8 protein-coding genes are annotated in these 18,601 nt (G+C 58.0%); all 8 read right to left on the bottom strand.

Annotated features, from left to right (window positions below; genetic code table 11):
• Positions 1-21 precede the first annotated feature (21 nt).
• Genes FOI68_RS06780 through FOI68_RS06750 form a run of 8 tightly spaced genes read right to left on the bottom strand, consistent with a single transcriptional unit; the run spans position 22 to position 18,596 of the window.
• Complete coding sequence (locus FOI68_RS06780) at positions 22-2,469, bottom strand: lantibiotic dehydratase (RefSeq protein WP_143862709.1); 2,448 nt, start codon at positions 2,467-2,469, stop codon at positions 22-24.
• Entirely contained in the window at positions 2,466-4,952 is a 2,487-nt protein-coding gene (locus FOI68_RS06775) for a lantibiotic dehydratase (RefSeq protein ID WP_143862708.1), read from the bottom strand. Before FOI68_RS06775 ends, FOI68_RS06780 begins: the two co-directional genes overlap by 4 nt.
• 4 nt (positions 4,953-4,956) lie before the next feature.
• On the bottom strand, positions 4,957-7,446 hold the full coding sequence (locus FOI68_RS06770; protein ID WP_143862707.1) for a lantibiotic dehydratase: 2,490 nt from the start codon (positions 7,444-7,446) through the stop codon (positions 4,957-4,959).
• Entirely contained in the window at positions 7,443-9,953 is a 2,511-nt protein-coding gene (locus FOI68_RS06765; protein ID WP_185973891.1) for a lantibiotic dehydratase, read from the bottom strand. The genes FOI68_RS06770 and FOI68_RS06765 overlap by 4 nt, the downstream gene beginning before the upstream one ends.
• A gap of 14 nt (positions 9,954-9,967) precedes the next feature.
• The gene (locus FOI68_RS23340) at positions 9,968-12,247 is read right to left on the bottom strand and encodes a hypothetical protein (protein WP_185973890.1); all 2,280 of its coding nucleotides are present in this window, start codon (positions 12,245-12,247) and stop codon (positions 9,968-9,970) included.
• On the bottom strand, positions 12,241-14,748 hold the full coding sequence (locus tag FOI68_RS06760) for a lantibiotic dehydratase (protein WP_143862705.1): 2,508 nt from the start codon (positions 14,746-14,748) through the stop codon (positions 12,241-12,243). Before FOI68_RS06760 ends, FOI68_RS23340 begins: the two co-directional genes overlap by 7 nt.
• Complete coding sequence (locus tag FOI68_RS06755) at positions 14,745-17,342, bottom strand: lantibiotic dehydratase (protein ID WP_143862704.1); 2,598 nt, start codon at positions 17,340-17,342, stop codon at positions 14,745-14,747. The genes FOI68_RS06760 and FOI68_RS06755 overlap by 4 nt, the downstream gene beginning before the upstream one ends.
• Positions 17,343-17,354: 12 nt before the next feature.
• Positions 17,355-18,596 carry an MFS transporter gene (locus tag FOI68_RS06750; protein WP_185973889.1) on the bottom strand — a complete coding sequence of 414 codons (1,242 nt, stop codon included), beginning with the start codon at positions 18,594-18,596 and terminating at the stop codon, positions 17,355-17,357.
• Positions 18,597-18,601 lie beyond the last annotated feature (5 nt).

Genomic DNA, 18,601 nt, shown 5'->3' with positions numbered 1-18,601 from the left:
TTCATCCGGCTCACCCTTTCATTATGCGCGGAGGCACATTGTGCGAAATTCGCAGCAATAGCGTTCTCCGCCGTCGTCCAGCCACAGGTCGTTCGGTGCGGGCACCATCTCGCTGAAGACAGCTGTCCGCGATTGCTTCAACAGTCCCTGCAGCATTTCCAAAAGGAACACATTCGCGAAATCGATGCAGAATGGTTTTCGCTCCCCTTCCACACGCACGAACACCCAATCGGGCATGCCTTCCTGCTCCTTGAGGCGATACACGTGCAGCATCAAATCGAAGGGGTGATCGCTTCCTTGTTCGACCCGCCAGGCGTCAGCATCCAATTCCCAACGTGCCCGCTGCAGCAGTACACGCCCCATGACGATGCGCGGTGTGCGCTTCCCCGTCTTCACTGTTGCAATTCCCAGACGAGGATGCGAAAACAGGGCGACCGGGTCCAGATGCTCCGCGTGCAGCGGCGGATACAAGCGCCACTCCTTGCCCGTCTGATCGTGCAGGTACACCTGCCCCTCCCGATTGGACACGTGCAATTCGCCAGCCGGGATTACTTGGTCGTCGATCTCCGGCAGGCGCGGCAGCAATTCAATCACCTTGCCGGGCAGCCGATAGGGGAAAATTTTTGTTTTGCGGTGGTACGCGATCTGGGCCATATGCGGATACGCGCACTGTCGTTTGGCCCACGCGTCGATCTCTTCCATCATCCGCTCCCGTTCCGGGTGGAAGTAGGCGGACGGGAACACCGCCGTCAAAAATTGCGGATGTGCTTCGCCCACCACGATCTGTACGTCATCACCGTCTGTAGGAATGAACATCACATCGACGGAGAGAAAGTACGAATGCAAGTCGTCTTCCGCCTCTCCCACCTTCTGCCCCGTCTCGGCCGCGTCCAGATCGGTCGCCTGCAGGCAGATCGGCGAGGAAGGATCGCCTTCCTCAAACCGCTGCGCTGCTGCCCGCTGGAAGCTGGAGAGCGCCGGTTCGGGCAGATGTTGTTCCCCAGCGATCCGGGAGCGATGGTGGAGAAAGCGCAGGTAAGGCATCGTTCCTCTGCCGTTGGACCATTCATCCAGCAGGCGGGCGGCGGCCTGCCGCTCTTGCCGGAATGTTTGGATCGCATCGGCACGCGCCGCCTCCAGTATCGGCTGCAGGCTTTCTTCGATCTGCGCCCAAAGCGTTCCGCCGATCTCGATGGCTAGCGGGCCGTGCGCGTCTTCAAACACGATGCTGCGGTCCGCGTACATTTCCCCCGCTTCCCGGGTCGCATCCCGTGCAGTCAACCGGGCGAACATCCGCTCCAACTCGCGCAGCCGCTCCTTTCGTTCCGGCCACCCGGTCGCTTCCAGCGTCCTGATCTCCTCTTGCAGGCGGAGCAGGTTGGCGATCCAGCCATCCCGATGCGGAAACGACTGCGGTTGTTCCTTCAGCCACGTCAGTATCCAGGCGATCGCGTCTTCTTCATCCCCGGGCAGGAGCGGATGCAGAATGATGGCTTGTTGCTGTGCGAGAAGTTTCCCCTCCTCCAAAACCGCGTCAAGCGGCTGCTGTAGTCGTTCGGCCATCTCGCGAAACGAGAGCGTACCGTCCGCCAAGTCGTAGACGGCAGCGGCGAGCGCGGATAGGGTGGTCTCTCGTCCGTTCAGGCCTGAACGGAGCACATGATCGTTGACGCGGCTGTACAGCGTGTGACGACGCGGCCGCAAAAAGGGGGTGGCTCCCGGTTCTGAGCAAATCTTCTCGAGGAGCGTTTCCGCTGCCCAATAACTGCAAAACACTCGCCGCTCCCTGACAAACGGCACAGACCATTCGTACACGACTGGCTCCTGCTGTTCGGGATTGGGCTTGGCGTAATCGATCGGACCAAAAAAGCTGTTCGTTTCGTTCTTCGCGCACAACCGCTGCAGATACGTGATCAATCTGCGTTCAAATCGCTTGTCTTCCGAGGTCCGTTCCCCGCGCGGATTTTCCAGGTAGCGCGTCACTGCCTCGTCAAAACGCGGATTCATTGACCACAAAGCTTCCCGCAAGCGGGGAGAATGCAGCAATTGACGCAATCCGGCGCGCTTTTCTTTCATTTCCGACTCCGCGCGCTCCCGGCCGGCCTGCTGCAGCTCGGCTGCCTGCTGCAGCAGATCATTCCAGGCTGCTACCTCTCGTCCGAGCTGATCGTACCCCTCTTCTTCCACCGGAATGGCGGGGCATTGCAAAGGCTTCCGCTTTGCGAGCCCTTTGCGGATCTTGGACATCGTCGAGAGGAGGGGCCTCCGGTCCTGACCGTTTTTTTCACGCACTACCAGGTGTTCGATCAAGCGAACGATCGCAAGCCTTTGTTCGTCCAGCCGTTTTTCGATCTCCAGCACGTTTTTTACGCACGCAAGCGTTTCGGTAAAGCGCAGACTTTCCAGCCAGTTGATTGGAAACCCGGCCCGCCGAACGATTACGTACGGCATGATCCGCCACTTGCTCATTCCTGATCCCCCACCGCATCGGCATGATAGAAGACGGACGTCCGAAATTCGGCGCAGTATCGGTTCCCCTCCGTGTCCCGCAACCACAGATGTTCAGGACCCGGCAGCATTTCGGTGACGATCGCCACCTGATCCTCCCGCATGAAGGACTCCCACATCTCCAGGAGGAAGTAGTTGTGGAAATCGATCAGGAACGGTTTCGGCTCCGTGCTTACTCTGACGTACACATACTCCGGCATCTTCAACTCCCTGCGCAGTTTCAACATGTCGTAAAACAGTTCGAACGAGGTGCCGGCATACGTTTTCCGCCAACGGTCGTCGCGGGTCACCTTCCATCGTTCGCGCTGGTACACCACGTCGCTCAACACGATGCGGGGCGTCCAGTCGCCCATGTCCACCCGAAAGGGAACGACTCTCGGGATGGCAAACCACTCGTGGGCCATGGAGTGCAGTTCGCCGTTGTACAGGCGGATCGGTTCCTGCTCCTCCGCCAGTTTGAGCTGCAATTCTCCATCCGGACTGACGTACAGTTCCGCAATCTCTTTTTTGTCGTGGCGGTCGCTGACAGACCGCGCTCTCATCTGAATGGTGTACCCTGGAAACTCAAACGGGATGATCTTCAAACGCTTGGAGCCGAGCATGTTTCCCATCGGCCGTCTGACGATCGCGGCCAGTTCCTGCCACATCCGCTCCCGAACCTTCTCCTCCTCCGGGTGAAAGGACAATGCCCATCCCCACAGCAGCACGGTATCGTGGATTTCCCCGAGAATGAGCTGGTCGGCGACGTCTTCCCCTCCCGGTATCACCATCAGGTCCGGGGAGCAGAACAACGGGTCCTCGACGTCGGGCGCATCCTCCCCCACCAGAGCTGCGATCTCGTCGGGATCAAGCACTACGACGCGCTCGCCGCTTTGTTCGGCAAGCTGGCGGACCCGTTCGCCGAACTTCTCGGCAAACGTGCTTTGCAAGGCGGCGAACTCCCGCGTCCACTGCTCCCATTTTTCGTGCCGCATCGCATCGGTCAGGAAGCGGATGAACGGAATCATGCGGTCGGTCTCGCCGTACAATTCCCGAAATACCTGCAGCGCGAACGTCCGATGAAGCTTTTTCAGTTCCACAGCGTGCTTGGCCGAAATCTGCAACACGGGGCGCAACCGCTGTTCCCACTGGCGGCGGGTCTCGACGCTCATCCGCAGATGGGCGAGCTGCCCCCGGCACTCTTCGTAAAACAGCGTACGGTCCGCGTACATGCGACCGCCACTGCGTTCGGTTTCCTGCCCGGTCAGCGCCTGGAAGATCCTGTTTGCCTCGCCCAGCATCCGCTCTTTTTCGGCGACATCCCCATCCGAGTACCTGTTTTTCAGCTCCAGCAGCCGCTGCACCGATTGGCGCCACGTATCCACTTCCGGATCGTCTGCCTGCACGCACTGCATCTCGTGCATCAGCCATTCGAGCGTTCGGGTGGTGGTGATCGGCACTTCCCATGCCAGGTTGATCAGCTTCTGTTGCTCCAAATCGAAGAGCCTTTCCCTGAGCTGTTCTTCTGACATCTCCACTTCCCGCATCATTTGCTCCACCGTCCGTGTGCCGTCGGCCAGACGCAGCAGCTCGTAGTCGGCAGAAGGGAGCTTGGTTCGTTTTTGTGTCAGCGCGTTTTGAATCGTTCCATCGTCTCGCAGGCGATAGAGAAAGCTCCGTACAGGTCTCAGCCGGGAAAACACACTCGGCAGACGGGAAAACGTCTCCGCAAGCGTCTGGACAGCCCAATAGGCCATGAATGTCTCCCGGTGCTGCAGGGCAGGCGTCCAGTTGTACCGGATATCGGGCCGCTCCAGGGAGACGTCCGGATCGTGCGGGGCGCAGTCGTTTGCAAAGCAACCGTAGTTGATCGGTCCAAAGAAACTGGTCGTTTCATTTTTGCCGACCATTCGCTGGAGATAGGCGACGAGCTGCCGCTCCAAACGTTTGGTCTCCGCGTTCCGTTCTTCACCCGATGCATGCAGGTACGCCAGCAGCCCTTTTCTGTACATATGGGGACTGGAGAGGAATACCGCCTCCTGAAAGCGCGGGTTGGAGACGAGCGCGCGCAATTCGCGCCGTTTTTCCCGCAATTCTGCTTCAAACACGCTGGTTGCGGCCGCCTTCGCTGCGTGAAGCGCGTCAAGCTTTTGGTTCCAGTCTGCCGCCGTCTCCGCAGGTCCGCCATGTTGCCTGATCCATTCCAACTCCTCCGCAGTGATCGCCTGTCTTTTGCCGATTGATTTTTTCAGCTTCTTCCAGCGCAGTGCGACATCCCGGTCCCTAAGCCAGTCACTGCCGTGTTCCCGGAAGGAACTGAGCACGCGATTCAACTGTTCTTCCTTTTCAAACAAGTCCTCAATGGCCTGCACTGTTTTCGAAAACCTCAAACGCTCGAAGTCAGAAAAGGCGAACCCGGTACTCCGCAGGATAAAATCATTGGCCAGTTTCCACTCTCCGCTCATCGATTCAACTCCTCATCAGCAGTGTGCGCAGTTCCGAACAGTAGGTGCCGTGCTGATCGCGCAGCCACAACTGGTCGGGGGCCGGCAGCATCTCGCTGAATGTGACCGTTTGGTTTTTTCCCGCGAGATGCTGCAGTAATTCCACCGCGTACGGATTTTCCAGATCGAGGTAGACCGGTTTCTGTTCGGAGGGCACGCGGAGAAACACATGGCGGGGCAGCGAATATTGGCGTCTGATCTTTTGCATGGCGACGTAGGCGCGAAACTGCTCTTTTGCCCGGATCACCGTCTGCAGGTCTTCCGTCGAAAGCGTCCACTGCGCGCGCTGCACGACCAGGTGCCCCGTTTCAATCCTTGGCGTGAATCCCTCACGGCGATAGGTCGGCATCTGGACGATCGGGAAGGAAAACAGGGCAAAGGGAACATACGCCTGTTCTGTAAACCCGAAGGCCGGCGGATAAAAACGAATGGCTCGATCATCTCCGCGCAACGTGAGGACAAGTTCGTCCCCGTCCACTCGTACGACCAGATCTTTCAGACCAAACGTCGCATCCGGCCGGCGCGTGGAGGCATATCCCGACACTTCCACCATCACCCCCGGATACTCTTGCGGCGCCGTTTTCATCTTGCGGTTGAAAATCAGGTTCGCCGGCAGGATCTTCCGTTTCGACCGTTCCTGTACGATTGTCAGATGACGTACAATTTCCCGCCGAATCTCCTCCCGCACGCGGTCCACGTCGGAATGGAAAGAGAGCATCCACCCTTCCATCGTGATACCGTGATGAAGCTCGCCCAGCACGAATGTGGGTGCAGACGGACCCACGTTCGCAGCTGAATCAAAAATCACGAGCAGGTCCGGAGAAATGAGGTACAGGTCGTCGTCTTTAATCTTGTGCAAAAACGACGCGAACTCCGAAGAGATCAGCGTGGGGGAGTTCCCCGCCAGATAGGCATCGCATGACTGGTGAAAGATCCGGAGGAATTCCTCCAGCGGATCATCGGCGTCCCCATGCTCACCCGCGCCGTTTGCCATGTCCGGAAGCAGCTTGTGGCATGCCACGACAAATTGGTCAAAGCGCACCGCTTGGCGATCGCCAAACATCCTGCGGTAGACCTGCATGGCGATCTTCATGTACCGCTGCTTGCGGAGTGTCGTGTAGACCGTGGCGATCTTCAGCGGGCCGTTCAAATCCGTGAGCAGGTGGTCAACCCACCGCCGGTCGAGGCGGATGGTAAGGTTGCCGCGAGTGTCTTCGTAAAGCACCGTGCGGTCCCGAAACAACTCCCCTTCACCGCGGCGCGGTGCGAGGCGGGTCAAGTCGGAAAACATGGTTTCCACCCGTTTCAGGATGGCGACACGTTCTTTCAGGTCTCCCTGTTCGAATTGGTGCTGCAGGCTCTGAAACTGCCTCAGGATCGACAGCCAGCGTTCTTTTGCGCCGCGCTCCGCTTCCGTTTCCGCTTGCAGCCGCCTAATCCGTTCGATCACATCGGCCAGTCCGTGTATCACGGAAGACGGAATGGGGAAAATGCGCTGCAGCGTGCTGTTGGCGATCAGTCGATCAACCTCCTGACGGGTTTGCTCAACCGCCTCTCCTCTCGCTGCCGCCCATTCCCGCACGCTCATACCTTCCGTAAAGTGTTCGAGCTGCACCTGCTTGGAGCTTCCCTGAAACATCAGGGGAACGACATCGGCCAACGCCGGATCGTCCGCAACCAGTGCGGCCAGTTCCTGCAGGACCCAAAAGGCGTAGAAGGCGACCCGCTTTTCCAGCGCGAATGTGTCGGGCCATTGCGCCGTGAACATGCCGTTGGTCCCTGTTCCATCCCCTTCCGCGATCCAGCCGTAGTTGACAGGGCCAAAGAAGCTGGCAGTTTCGTTTTTTGCTGTAAACCGCTGCAGATAGGTGAAAAATTGACGCTCCAACTGCCGCCAGCGCGCGTCACGGGTCTTGTCGGCACGGTGCTGGTCAAAATAGGCGAAGCCGCGCTCATAAAAGGATGGGTTGGAGAGAAACACCGCCTCCCGGAAGCGGGGATGCGAAATGCAGGTGTGCAGTTCTTCCCGTACCCGCTCCCATTCGCCGGCAAATACCTGTTCCGCCTGACGGTAGAGTTTCTCCTCCTGTTGAAACGTTTCTTGCCATTGGTGCGCCCACTCGCTCAGCTCAGAGCGGCCGATCGCTTGGATGCCTGCCCGTTCATTTTCGTTAAACGCACACGCTTTTTTTACTTTTCTGTACACGCTGGCCAGCACTTTCTGCTGAGGTTTCTCCCAGCGAATCGCCTTATCGGTAAGGAGCGGCAGCACGTCCCGCTCCCACTGCTCCACCAGGCGGAGGCGTTTTTCTTCCCACGCGAACACAGCCTCCAGCACCTGTTGGGTCTCCTCCAGCCTCATTCGTCCGATCCATTCAAACGGAAAGCCGGTACTGCGCAGAACGAAGTGTGGAAACCACGTCCACACAGACGCAGCCAGTGCCGTCTGGTTCATATGTTCATCCCCAATTCTTCCCGAGTCGCTTCATACTCCCTGGAGCCGGGCAGCGGCGGACGAAACGCGGTGCCGCGCAGTTCGATGCAATAGCTGCCGTCCTCGTCTCGCATCCAGAGATGCTCAGGACCTGGATACATTTCAGTCATGGTCACCTGGTCGTTGGTCTTCAGGTGGCCGTGGAGCAGTTCAATCAGGAAGAAACTGTCGAAGTCAAAGTAATACGGCTTTTTCTCATTCTCCACACGCACGAACACCCAGCGCGGCAATTGATAGCGGCGCTTCGCACGGCGCATCGCGAGGAACAGGTCATAGTCGCTTGCTTCAGGGTCCGTGCAGATAAATTCCCTGGACGGCAGTACCCAACGTTCCCGTTGGTAGACAACGTCGTTGATCTCAATTCGCGGCGTATGCTGTCCAAAATCAATCGGGATGCTTGCCACGCGCGGTACGGCAAACGCCCACAAGTGCAGGTTGTCGTCGCCGCTGTTGTAGATCGTAAAGGTTCTGTTGGAATGTCGGTCGGCGAGCACCAATTCGTCTTGCTCGATGCGCACCACCAGATCACGCAGCGGAACGACGTGTTTGGCACGATCGGACGGCTTGCCGAGGAACTGAATCAACGTGCCCGGGAACGCTTCGTAAAGCAGCCCTTTGTGCCGGCGTGTGTTCAAAATGGTGGACAGCTTCTGATACGCAGGCAGTTCCTGGATCACCTGCTCGATCTCTTGTTCCACCGCTTCGCGATCTGAATCAAACAGGAACTGCGATCCCCACATGGACACAAACTGGTGCACCTCGCCCAGCACGATCTGGTAATCGCCGCGGGCGAGCGCCTCCACATCCCGGGCGGCAAACATCAGGTCCGGCGAAGTGTGCAGGGAATTACCGGCATCATGCGCGATCAGTTCTGCGAGATCCTCCCGCGTCAGGCGGACGATGTTTCCTTCCTGCCTGGCTTTCACCACGGCGAAAAGCTTCTGATGGAACTCGTTGTAGATCTCGTCTTCGTAGTTGATGTTCCCCTTCTCTTCCATCTCCTGGACGCGGCGAATGAAGTGGGCATACGGAATTTCTGCCTGTCCTTGTGCGATCTCCCGGAACACCCGTTTGCCGATCCGCTGGTAGTACCCGCGCATCATCTCCCCGTAGGAAGCGATGAGCTCAAGGATCGGTTCGATCCGCGAATGAAAATCGTCAAGAAACGCCTTGTTGAACGACAGGTCCCGGATGGTGCCCTTGCACTCTTCGTAAAAGAGCGTGCGGTCCGCGTACGTCTTGCCAGCAAGCCGCCGCGTTGCGTGCCGAGTCAGTTCGACGAACCGTTCCTCCATGCGCTTGCTGATTGCCACGCGCTGTTCAAACGTACCGCCTTCAAAAGCGGCCCGAAGCTGTTCGAGTTGATCCAGTTCGGCTGTCCATTTGGCTTTGGCTTCCACATGATCCGGCAGGGCACGTACGAACTCGCGCAGATAGTCGAACGGCCCAAAGATGGTAGACGGGATTTCAATGCCGAACAACAGCATGCGCTGTTTGACCAACAGCTCAATCTGCTGATACAGCTCCTCAACCGGCATGTCGTAGCGGTTTGCCAGTTCCATTACCGTGGTCGTCCCGTCCACATCGCGCAACAGCCGCAGGAGATGAGCGGGCAGTTTGCGCCGGCCGTCGACAAACAGGTACTCGACGCCGTCTTCGGTCAGGGTGCACAGCGGGTGCAGGCGCGGAGCCAGATAGGGCCGGATCGAAGGCTCTTTGGAGATTGCATCGGCCAGAACGTTGGTCATCCAGAATGAATAGAAGACAGCGCGCTTGGTGAATTTCCCTCTGATCATGTCCAGCTTGACCGGCTCTTTTTGCTCCAGATCAAAGCGGGCGTAGTTCATCGGGCCAAAGAAGCTCGCCGTATCGTTCTTCGCGGCGAATCGCTGCAGGTAGGCGATGAACCGTTTTTCCAGCATTTTCAACCGGGTTGTGCGCTTTTCAAATTCGTCGTGAGCGATGTACTTCAGGTACGAGTTTTCGTAGACGTCCGGGTTGGAGATAAACACTGCTTCCCCAAAGAAAGGGTCCCCGACCAGGTTCTGCAGGTCGCGGCGCTTGTGCACAAGCTCCTCGGCCAGAACCGCCTCTCCCTCCCGATGCAGCTTCCTGACCTCTTCCGCCAGGGCGACCACCTTGGCAAACTGCTCGTAAAACGAGGTGTTCGGCCAATACAATCGCACGTGTTCCAGGTCCTGCAACGTCACCTGCCCCTTCGCCACTTTTCGGCGATACTTCGAAAGGAGCTTCAGCTCTTGCCGCGCCTGTTTTGCCTGGGATATTTTCACCTGTTCGGTGAACCGCTCGCTGAGGAGAACGCCAATTTCCCGTTGGAGCTGCTCCTCCGTTTCCAGTTGCTTGTCAATGTGCGCAGCCGATTTTTCAAACGCGATGCGGTAGAGCAATTCAAAGGGAAAACCGGTGCGACGCACTACCATTTTTGATATATATTTCCAGTTCGACATGCAACGGGTCCCCCCTACTCTTTTATCACGTGGCCGTATGGTATATGAATCAGATAAAACGGCATGCCCAGTTTGGTGCGCGGCCGCTGCAACTCCTGACGAATGACCGCTTGCGTCACATCGTGGCCGCCCTGCTCCCATTCAAGAATCAGCTGTCTGCACAGCTCGCGCCGCCGTTCAACGCGACAAGTGTCCTCCAATTGCTTCAGGATTTCCACCGTTTGCTCCCCACCGCGCCCCGTTTCGTACGCGATGGCAGCAGCGGCAATTCTGGCTCCTTCTGCACGGTTGTAGCTGCCCACTTCGAGCGCGTGTCGTTCGCTCTTTTGCAGCCAGTCAATGCACGCGTCCACTATTCCGCGCTCCTGGTACAGCGAACTGATGTTGCGCGCGATCACGTCCATATGAAAATGATCAGTGATGGCGCCTGCCTCCTCGTACGCCCGGACGAGCTGTGTTAAAGCCGCCTCCTCATCGCCCATGCACAAGAGAAGAGCTGCTTCCCGATAGAAGTAGATTTTGGCAAAAAGACGGCTGCCGCTGCCGCGGAGGAACTGTTCGAAACGGCGCCAGATCTTCAGGGCCATGTCCATATTGCCCATTTGTTCAGCGACCACGCTCATATTGGAAACCAGGTTAATCTTCAAATGCAGCGCTTCCGAGTTGCTTTGGCTCTTGAGAAACTGAAACGCCGTCTTGCACAGTTCGTACGCTTCCTTGTACCGTTTTTGCATAAAGCGGGTGAGCGCGAGCGTGTTGTGCAGCCAGCCGCGTTCGATCATGGCCGCCTCATCTTCCAGGCCTTCGATCTCCCGCAATCCTTGATGCGCCAGGATTTCGGCGCGCTCCACGTTGAACTGTCGCTTCGTGGCCACCAAGGTCAAAAAGGCGTACAGCTGGGCGCGCATGGTAGGGGTATCCGCGACTCGGAGTGCCTGTTCGTATGCGGCGTTCACCTCGTCGTAGTTCCCCAGGTATGCCTGCATCAACCCACAGCGCTTCCACAGGTAGACTCTCTGCTCCACCGTGAATGATTCTTCCGCTCGCAGAGCCAGTTTGACGAGCGCAAGCACGTTTTCGTAGTTGCCCCAATATTCAGAAATCTCCACCGCTCGCTCTACATGTGCGAAACCATCTGCCATCAGGCCTGCCAAAAAAGCGTGATAGGCCAGGTGGCTGTGGTACTCTTCCGCCGTCCAGCTCGGCGGGCATCCACGCGCCGTCAGTCTTTGGTACAACAAGCGGTGAGCGGCCTGCACTTCCTCTTCACCGGGCGCTTCCGACGCGTCCATCTGCTCCGCCAGAAGCAGACGGTCCCGCGTCATCGCCTGAACGCCGGCCGCGGACCAAACGTGCTCTTTGGCACGCACGGCGCGATAGAGCCGCAAAAACGATTGCTCTTCCGCTGTCCACTCGAACGTGCCCAGCCCTTCCCCGGCGCCGGCGAGCAGCGCCTGCACCAGCATCGGCATGCCGCCGCTTTGCTTGTAAATCAGCGGGAACCGTTCCACAAGATCGGGGCGCTTCACTTCCACGAACGCGCGCACCTGGTCTTCCGTCCACGCCTGCAGCTCCAAGATACGCGGCTGCACATCGCCCACCAGATCGGACAAGAACTGCGCACGAATCCGGCGAACATCGAACAATACCTGAAGCGGATTGCCTTCCTGCACTTTCGGCACAGGCTGCGGAACGCTGCGCATCGTGGCGACGACGCGGATGTGCGGATGGCGGCGCAGCAGCAGGTTGTGGAAGGCATGAGCGGAGAGCCGGTCAGCCTCATCCAGGCTGTTAATAAACAGCCAAAGCGTTTTGCCCGCCAGTGAAGGGCAGCGTTCCATCGCTTGCAGCACGAGGCTTACGGAGCCTGTGATCAGGCGAAATACCTGCTCATTTTCCCGCGAGAGACGCCGTTCGGAAGCCGAAAGGGCGATCTCTTCAAGCCTGACGGTGCCTGCAAACAGCTCGTCGTCCCTGGCATGGGGGAACAGACTGGTCCACTCGGCCGCATGTGCCATGAGCAAGTCGGCAGCCTCCTGCCGAAGAACGGGTTCCAGCGCCAAGAGCATCGCTTTTAGCCCGTAAAAAGAGTGGGACATGCGCCCGGTTAAGTCGATCGACACGGCGAGATGACCTGCCTGGTGCACGTCTTCTGCTGCCTGTGCCATGAGCAATGCACCGCCCAACCGCTCTTCTCCGATCACGAGCACAGCCGCTTCTCGCACAGATTGAAGCTGATCGATGAGCGAGCGTTTCCAATCGATTTTCACAGACGTTTCGGGAACGGCTACCATAGTCCGCCTCCTTTGTTTTCGGTTCTGGTCTTCCACACGTTCATGCGAAATTCGCAGGAATATCGGCCCGCTTCACTGTTCAGCCACAACTGCCCGGGAGTCGGCAGCATTTCTTCGATTAAGAGCCGCTCATTGTTTTGCACGATCGAGCGCAGCATCTCAACGCAGAAGAAGTTGCGAAAATCCACCACATAGGGCTTGCGTTCCGACAGACCGCGAATGTAGACCACGTCCGGCATTCCCTGCTTTTCTTTGAAGCGGAAAACATTGAGGAACGCAGCTGCATCGTCTTTGTCGAGCAATTCCGCGACCGCCTTTCCCTCGCATTCCCAGCGTTCCCGCTGGTAGACTGCTCCGTCGATGACGATGCGCGGGGTATGGTCGCCGAGCGAAATCGGCATGTGTGTCAAAGCCGGCAGGGCAAACAGCATGAAGGGCAGATACGTTACCTGATCGGCCAATTGAATGTACAGGCGGATCTCTTCACCGCTCTTCACGCTGCGCAGCCCGAGCGTGCCGTCTTCCTTTAATACGACCTCCAGATCGTACATCGGGATAACGTCGTCGCCCTTTTTCAAGGACAGCTCTGCAAACTGCATCGCACGGCCTGGAAAATCGTAAAAGCCTTTGTTGCGGCGGACGACTTCCGGAGCGACGAGTTGACGGAACTCAGCCGTCTTCTTCAGCTCACGGCACAGGTCTTCCCGCAATGTTTCACGGTTCGGGTAGAAGACGGTCATCCAGTTGGGCACGAGCACGTGGCTGTGCAGCTTGCCCAGAACAACCTGAAAATCCCCTTTCGCCATCGCGTCGATGCTTTCGCTGGCGATAAACAGGTCCGGCAAGCTGTACAACGGCATCGTGACTTCGCGAATCGGCAGTGCAGCGCTGGAAAGCTCGACACAATGCGGGCTGTCAGCCGCTTTGATGCGGACCAGTTCTTCGATTTCCTCGACAGCTTGTGGTTTGAACGGTTCCAACGAGTCGGGATACCTGTCCCGCAGCGCGTTCACAAAGGTGTAATACGGAACGGGATCTCCCCCGTTGGAGATGGTGTCAAACACCTCTTTGCCGAGCCTTTGCGCATGCAGCCATTGTTCGTAGCCGTAGTACGCGCTCAATTCCAGCGCCCCGCGAAGGTCTTTGCACAGCTTTTCATGGAAACGCCTGCCCATGACAAATCGCTCGATGTGCCCTTTTGTTTCCTCGTAGAAAATGTAGCGGTCGGCATAGAGACTGCCGCTGCCCCGGCGGGCCGATTCCCCGGTCTGCTCGGTGAATCGCGCTTCCCCTTCGCTGATCAGCTCGATGCGGGCCTGCAAATCCTGCTCGGCCGACATGCGTGTAAGCCATTCCTCCCAACCGCGCAAGCGCTCCAGCCACATCTGCCGTTGATCGGACGGCGGCAGCGCGGCCACTTGTTCGATCACGTAGGGGAGCGGGTTTCCCATCGTTGACGGAACGTGCAATTCCTGCTTCAACAGCCCGGCTTGCAGCAGGTGTGAAAGCGGCTTTTCCACAGCCAGGCGCTCCTTCTCATCCAGATGGGCGAGCAGCTCCGGCAGGCTTTTCGTGCCGTCCGCCTCCCTGAGCAGGGCGGCCAGCGTACGGCCTACGGTTACGGTTTTGCCGCTGTTGTGCAGGTGCAACCCCCCTTTCTCCGGGACCGCCTCCACCATCGGATGCAGATGGACCGGGAGATGAGGACGAAGCTGATCGTCTTGCTTGATGGCTTCCGCCAGGCGTTTGATTGCCCAGAAAGCCAGGAATACTTCGCGATGCCGGATGATGTCGCCCGTTTGAAAATGCGCGTCGAGGTACGACGGATCAGCATCGTCGATGCTTCCGTAGTTCAGCGGGCCAAAGAAGCTGGAGGTCTCGTTTTTTCCGCACAGGCGCTGCACGTAATGGAAGAAGCGCCGTTCCATGCGTTTGATGGCTGCGTTTCGGTCCGGCAGCGGTGAGTAGTTGAGATACTTCGGGACGTTGTTTGCGTACATGTCCGGTGAGGATAGGTAGACCGCCTCCTGGTACTTGCGATCTTTCACGAGCTCGCGCAGCTTTTCGCGTTTTTCGGCCAATTCCTGCTCAAACATCTCCGGCACCAGGGCCAGCAATGCCTGGTAGTCTTTGGCAAGCCTGTCCCAGGTTGCGGCGCAGTCGAGCAGCTCATTGCGGTCAGTCAGTTCCAGTTCGGCCAGTTTGTCAGCGGCGCCTTTTTCCCGGCGCTGCAAAAACCGTGACAGCTTCTGCCTGCTTTTTCTCGGCAGCCCGCCGCTTCGTTCGGCGGTTTCCAGCAGCACTCCCGTCTGGGCATCCAACGAACGCTCCATCTGCACAATCTGCCGTGCCAAGTCGCTGGTGCGGGGAAACGCCAATGCTTCCAGCCACTCAAACGGAAAACCGGTACTGCGGATGATGTAGTGCGGGAAAAAACGCCATTCAAAATCAGGGGAAAACGGCTGCGTCCCCGCCTGATTTTCGGCCGCCATCATGTTCATCGCCTATCCATCCTCGCTTCCTGCTTCTGCCTCAAACCGGCAGAGTAGTCGTACACATAACCTGTCCGGAGCTCAAACGTATGAACACCGATCGCATCCTGCCACCACAGATGCTCCGGGCCCGGACACATCTCGCTGATCGACACGCGGTCCGCTTGGGCCGCCACCCGCACCATCCATTCAAGCGACCAAGGGATGGACAGATCGACATACATCGGTTTCTCGCCCGCCTTCCATTTCACAAAAAAGCGGTCGGGCAGATCGAACTGCATCTGCGTGCGAGCCATGTGCACAAACAGAGGGAACCCTTTCAGTTCCTGGGAATCGGCCCGCATGTGTTCGGCCGGGATCTGCCACCGTTCACGCTGAATCACCACGCTGTCAACGACGATGCGGGGAGAGCGTTTCACGTCCGCCTCCTCCAGCTCGCTGGAAACAGTACATTCGATCGGCACCACGCATGGAAGGGAAAAACATCCGTGCGCGGCCGAGTGCAAATCTCCCGGATAGAGGGTGAGCGGCCTTTCGTTTGCCCAAAGCGTGAGCCGTCCGTCGATCTCGCGCACCTCGACCTGATGGATCGGAATGACATAGGCGGGCTCTTTGGTCGAGACGGCGGAGAGCAAGATCGTATGGCCCGGCAGCTCCGGAGTGACATGCTTGTTTCGACGTTCTGTGATGATCGTGGCCATGCGCTCCCACTGCGGCATCCTTTGAATGCGCCGTTCGAACCGTGCCCACAGCGCCTCTGGATCATCCGCAAAGTACGCCATGAACCCGTTAAAGATCGTTGAGCAGTCATCATGCAGTTCACCGAGAACCAGCTGGAATTCCCCTCGCTCCATCGCATCAGCCGAAGTAGCTGCGACCATGATATCGGGACTTGGCAGGGTCATCTGCAGGTGAGCCAATCCTCGTTCGATCTCTTCCTGGAACGGTTCCAACAGGTCGCGGACCTCTTCCTCGCTGATGTGCAGTTCTGCCCCCGGTTGTTCCTCCTGTCGACGGCGCAGCAGCTCTTGGATGCGGGATTGGAATTGACGGGTGTACCTCATCTCCAATTCGCCCTGCTCAAACAGCGGGATCATGTCGATGTAGCGGACCACATTCCCGTCCGCCGACAGCTTGCGGTACAGTGTCCTGCCCGCCTGTTGGTAATCCATCCATTTCAGGACGGCACCTGCTGTCAGCAATTTCAATGTTGTCATAAACGAACCGGTCAGCGCCCGGTACAGAGGGCCGCCAATCGTCAACGCGGAGAGTGTGCCCGCACAATCTTCGTACAGCGCGGTGCGGTCCGCGTACAAGGCTCCGCCCTTCCGCCGCGTATCCCCTTCCACCAGGTCAGCGAGCTGCTTTTCCACATCCTCCCACACCTGTACGCGCTCCGGATACGGGGTATGTTCCAATAGGGACCGGAAGCCTTCCAGTCTATCGATCAACTCCTCCCCCGCTTGACGTGCCTCCGGCGGAAACGCAGCCAGCTGGTCCCGCAGTTCGGCCAAGGCGTCTACGCGCACCGGAGAGAGTGGAATAGACAGTTCGATCAACCGTTTTTTCTGCATCTCATGCAAAAGCGCGATCAACGCAGATTCATCCATCGACAATTCCGCGGCCACTCGCGAAACCGTCTTCTCGCCGTCCAACGCCAGAAACACACGTGCATGCGCATCCGGCAAGCGGAACGTCCGGTTGAGTCCGTGGAAATGAAACGTGTGATTGTCGAGGGGGCGCACCAGCGGATTGGGGCGCGGCTTCAGATGTGGGAGGATCTCCTTCCGCCCGGCCAGCTTTTGCGCCAGCAGCTTGACATACCAGTGGGCGATAAACACGCGCCGCTTTCCCAGGACGTTCCCTTCGCGAAACGCGCGTCGTATCGCACGCGGCTCTGCGGCGTCACATGTTCCGTAATTGACGGGCCCGAAGAACGACGTCGTGTCGTTCTTGGCACAAAAACGCTGCAGGTACGCGAAGATTAATCGCTCGGTACCTCGTGCGGTGCTGTTCCACTCCGGTTCTGGCTTGGCTTCCCAATCTTTGCCGTACTTTTTCACTTGCTGAAAGGAAGACGGGCTGCTGAGAAACACCGCCTCCTGAAATCGCGGATCGGCCACCTTCGCCATCATAACGCGGCGCACGCGGGCCAACTCCGCTTGAAACAGCTCCTCCCCCGCCGCAATTGCCTCTACCCGCCTGCTTTCCAGCTCGTTCCACTCATCCACAAAGCGCTCCCAATCGGCGTTTTCATACCGGCGGCTTTTCCAAAACGCCACATCGTCCGGGGAGAGCGTCCGGTTTTTCATCACGCGCTTCCTCAATTTGTACAGTGTCGAAAACACCGCCGACCCGACCTTTTCCCTCTCTTGTTCAAACGCGATCAGGCGGGGAAACAGCTCGTGCACAAAGCGATCGCGCAGCCGGTCCCGCTCCTGCTCCAGTGCGAGAAGCCGCTTCGCTTGCGCCAGCGTTTGCGTGCACCGCAACTCTTCCAACCATTCAAAGGGAAAGCCGGTCGTACGAAACACGAATTCCGGCAGCAGCTCCCAACCGGTATCCAGCGAATGCGTCAGCACCGCTTGGCTTTTTTTCAACATCAAATCACTTCCCTATCCCTGTGTAGAAACGGAAGATGGAACACGGTGGGCAGTCCGGGTCAGCCACAATCCAACCACGCCGCACAAGATCAGCCCGACGCCTGCAACCTTGTAACTGTCAGCCGCTCCCAGCCACCCGATCAACGCACCGGCCAGCAGGCTGGAACCGGACTCACCGATGAAGGCGGTCGTCGATTGCATGCTGAACACTTTGCCAAGCCGGTCGTTGGGCACAGAGTTCTGCACGAGCAGAATCTGCGGCATATCGATCAACGATTCCGCCGCGCCGGCCAGGAAGGCGAAGCCGACCGCCAAGACAAACATGTCTGTGGAGCCGATCAGGAAATAAAACACGCCCCAAAGCGCCCAGCCGCTGAAAATGACCCTTGCGAATTTCTTGATCTGGACTTTGCCGAGCAAAAGCGTCATCAGCAAGTTGCCGACCGCAAACGCGCTCAAAATGATCCCATACCCCTTGGAGCCCATGTCCCACACCTGATCGGAAAGAATGGGAAGGCCCAAACGGTCAAGACCGACAATCAGACAAAGACCCACGCCGAAGAAAAAGATGGACCAAAACAGCGGACGAACGGTTTTGACGAAGAGGTACGTGTCATAGATGTCCCGGAATACCGATACGTGCACATTCTTCTTTTCAATCGGCGGTATCTTGGTCGGCAACAGGGCCAGGATCGAGACGACGTAGCTGGCGGCGGTGATCAGATAGATGAAAATCGCGCTGGTCTGGGCAATCAGCACGCCTCCGATCATCGGCCCGATGGCGCGCATCAGTTGGAAGGAGGCCTGCATGAATGAGTTGCCTGCCGACCAGAGTTCTTTCGGCATAAAGCTCGTAAGCGACGCTCTCATCGCCGGGAAGAAGAAGCAGCGTACCGTACTGAGCACAAATGCCGTAATGGACAGATTCCATACGTGCAAAAGATCGAGCCAGTAGAAAAAGGGTACGGTGAGGAGAGAGACGAGGCGGATGATGTCCCCGTACACCATCACGCGTTTGCGGTCCCAGCGATCGGCATAGGCGCCGCCGAGCAGCCCAAAGAAGATGTACGGTGCCGATGTGGCGAGAACCACAAGACCCGCGACGAACGAGGAATTGGTCATTTTGTAGGCGAGCCAGAAAAACGCAATCTGGTACAGGGAGTCCCCGAAATTCGCGGTCGTTTGACCGATCCACACCAACACGTAATTCGGGATGGTGAACAATTGCTTGTACCCGGCTTGATCGTGTGCCATAGGAA

The organism is Brevibacillus sp. LEMMJ03, assembly GCF_007197875.1.
Classification (GTDB): domain Bacteria; phylum Bacillota; class Bacilli; order Brevibacillales; family Brevibacillaceae; genus Brevibacillus; species Brevibacillus thermoruber.
The sequence above is the reverse complement of the archived record's forward strand: the minus strand, read 5'-3'. Positions and strand labels throughout refer to the sequence as shown.